General features: G+C 62.0%; 4 protein-coding genes. All 4 read right to left on the minus strand.

Annotated features, from left to right (window positions below):
- Nucleotides 1-798, minus strand: a 798-nt coding sequence (locus tag BN1130_RS18540; protein WP_042043842.1) for a chemotaxis protein CheW, incomplete at its 3' end; no start/stop codon positions are given.
- Complete coding sequence (locus BN1130_RS18545) at nucleotides 795-1,589, minus strand: ParA family protein (protein WP_042043829.1); 795 nt, start codon at nucleotides 1,587-1,589, stop codon at nucleotides 795-797. The genes BN1130_RS18540 and BN1130_RS18545, both read right to left, overlap by 4 nt.
- Before the next feature lie 4 nt (nucleotides 1,590-1,593).
- Nucleotides 1,594-2,511, minus strand: a complete 918-nt coding sequence (locus BN1130_RS18550) for a flagellar motor protein MotB (protein ID WP_042043831.1) — start codon at nucleotides 2,509-2,511, stop codon at nucleotides 1,594-1,596.
- Nucleotides 2,512-2,513: 2 nt separating this feature from the next.
- Nucleotides 2,514-3,057: MotA/TolQ/ExbB proton channel family protein (locus tag BN1130_RS22715; protein WP_042043835.1), on the minus strand; the 544-nt coding region annotated here is incomplete at its 5' end.

A 3,057-nucleotide genomic window follows, 5' to 3' on the forward strand; every position in this document is an offset into this window, starting at 1 on the left:
GCCGGCGAGCCAGGGGCGTTTGCCCTCCTGATGGCGCCACTTGACCTGATCCCGACGCAGCAGCTCGGTCCCCCTCAAGTGGTGGCAAGCAAGTCCCCAATTGGACTCACCCAGCATGATCAAATAGTGGTAATCAGCGACCTCGAGCTCCTTCTCCGGCATCACCCAGAGCGCGGTATCGACCACACTCATCTGTTGCTCACGCTGGGTCATGATGCCACGGTACCACTTCGGTTGGCCGAACAACGCGCTCACCTCTCCCAGCTGATGAATGCCTCCCAGCTCCATCAGGGGCACGGCGAAGGTCACGCCGGCCACCTCGAAGAAGAGCGCCTGAAACTCGTTGCCCATCTCGATATTCTGCCAGGGCTCGGCCTCTGATGGCTGGATCTCGGCCAGCTCGGTGGCCGTCTCGATCTGCACAGCCTCTACCGGCAAAGCGACAGGGGCAGGCTCGTACTGAGGTTGCGCCTCGACCAGCAGCGCCTCGGTGGCGACCGGCAGAACCTCAGCCTCGGGCAAGGCCTCAACCTGGCTCGCCAGGGCGAAGGGTTCAACCGCCGTCTCCTGGCTCAGGGTCTCCATCTCGACCTGTACCTTGCTCACCTGGGCCAGCAGGGAGCTCAGCTGAGCCAGACGTTCATCCTCCACCTCCACATAGGGGGCGCGATAGGCCTGGGCTGCCACCCGGGACTGGGGGGCCAGCTCGGGCTCGGGCTCCTCCTCCAGCAGGAGGTCATCAATTAGCAGCGAATGGAAGTAGTCATCCATCGCCCGGGTCTGGGTGACCTCGCTCATACCACCACCTCCTGCACCCGTTTGCGCTCTAGGGCATCCAGGTGCGTCAATAACGTCTGATAGGCATAGCTGCCCCGGCTGGCGGGGGCAAAAATCGAGGGCGGCATGTGCTCCAGGCTGGCATCCCTGAACTTGGTGTCGATGGGGATCACCGCATTCCACACCGCCTCGCCATACTGCGCCTTGATCGACTGCAAGGTCAGCAGGGAGGCGCGGGTGCGCTTGTCGAACATGGTCGGGATCACGGTAAAGCGGAACTTGTCTCGCTTGGAACGCTGCATGATCTCGAAGGTCTTCATCATCCGCTCCAGCCCCTTCAAGGCCAGAAACTCGGTCTGCACCGGCACCAGAATGCGATCGCAGGCCGCCAGGGCGTTGACCATCATGACCCCGAGCACGGGAGGGCAGTCGATCAACACATAGTCATAACTGTCCTGAATGCGCAGCAGCGCCCGTTTGAGCACCAACCCCATCCCTTCCCGGTTGCCCATGACCCTGTCCAGGGTCGCCAGGGTGATGGAGGCCGGCAGCAGGCTGATGTTGTCAAACCGCGTCTTGAGGGTCACCTTGTTGACCAGCTCGCTGCTGGGTTTGACCGCCTGGAACAGCTCATAAAGCGTGCCATCGAGCCGGTCGGAGTCGTAGCCGAAATAGGAGGTCAGAGAGGCATGGGGATCGGTATCGATCAATAGCACCCGCTGCCCCTTCTGGGCGAGGATCCCGGCCAGTGAGACGACTGTGGTGGTTTTACCTACCCCACCCTTTTGATTGGCAACCGCCCAGACAATCACAGTGTTAATCCTGTCTCGTGGTAATTCGTATGCCGCCGCCCGGTAAGGCAATGACTCTAATGGCTTGTGCATCGGCCTTGGGAGCAGTTTGCTCGACCTGGGCCACCTGAACTGTCGGTGCTGTCGGCGCTGCCGGTGCTACCCAGCGCAGGCGAGAGATGGCGACCACGACCTGACGATTCTTCGCCCTGCCCCCTTCGGTCTCATTGCTGGCGAAGGGTGAGAACTCCCCGTAGGCCTCGAACGCGAGTCGCTGTGGCGCAATGCCCTGACCGATGAGGGTGGTGAGCACCGCCTCGGCCCTGGCCGCAGAGAGCGCCCAGTTGGAGCTAAAAATCTCATTGTGGATCTGCTGGTTATCGGTATAGCCCCGAATCCTCACATAGTTATCGACCGGTTTGAGAATACTTGAGAGGCTATTGAGCAGTGGCGATGCATTCGGGCCCATAAAGGCGCTGCCGCTCGAAAAAAGCAGGGCCGAATCGAGGGCAATGTTGAGCCACTCCTTGTCCTGCTGGATATCGACCAGACCGGCCTCGAGCAGGGGGGCCATCGCCTTGCGCAGCTCGGCATCCAGAGTGGGAAGCGGTTCTCCCTGCTGGGCCATGGGCACCCCGGAGATGGGGGCCAGGGCAATTGCCTGCACCTGCGAGGGATCGGATATCATCTTGTCTGGCGCAGAGCCCGGGGGCACGATGGCGGGTCCCTCCCGCTCCAGCAACCCCTCTCCGTGCAGAGGGCGCGCCTCGAAGGCCTGGGTCACGCCTTCGATCACCGCCCGAAACTTCTCCTTGTCGACCATGGCCACCGAATAGAGCACCACAAACAGGGCGAAGATCAGGGTCATGTAATCGGCGTAGGAGACCAGCCAGCGATCCAGCTGCTCATGGCCCCGCAGGTGAAGACGATAGCGCTTGCGCATGTTCACTCCCCCTTGAGGTAGACCCTGAGCCGGCGCTCCAGCTGCAGGCCGTTCTCGCCATGGGCGATGGCCAGCAGCCCCTCCAGGGTCATCTCCTGATAGAGGCCGTAGTGGTAGTGGAAGGCACGCAGCCGGTTGGCCAGGGGCAAATAGACGAGGTTGGCAAAGCCGACCCCATAGATAGTCGCCACGAAGGCCACGGCAATACCGGCGCCAAGCGCCGCCGGGTCTTCCAGGTGAAACATGGCCTGGATAAGACCCAGCACGGCACCAATGATGCCGATGGTCGGGCTATAGCCGCCCATGGATTCAAACACCCGGGCCGCATGCTCATTGCGCTCCTGGCTGATATCGATGTCGGCCTCGAGCAGCTGACGCATCTGTTCGACCGATACCCCGTCCACCAGCATGGTGAGCCCCTGATGGGTGAAGGGATCTTCTTCACCCTCGGCCGCCTCTTCCAGGGCCAGCAACCCCTGCTGGCGGGCAAACAGGGCCCAGCGCTTGAGTCGTTCACTCTGCTGGGCGAGGTTCCAGGCTGGCGGG

It is taken from the genome of Aeromonas rivuli (assembly GCF_000820045.1).
Classification (GTDB): Bacteria; Pseudomonadota; Gammaproteobacteria; order Enterobacterales; family Aeromonadaceae; genus Aeromonas; species Aeromonas rivuli.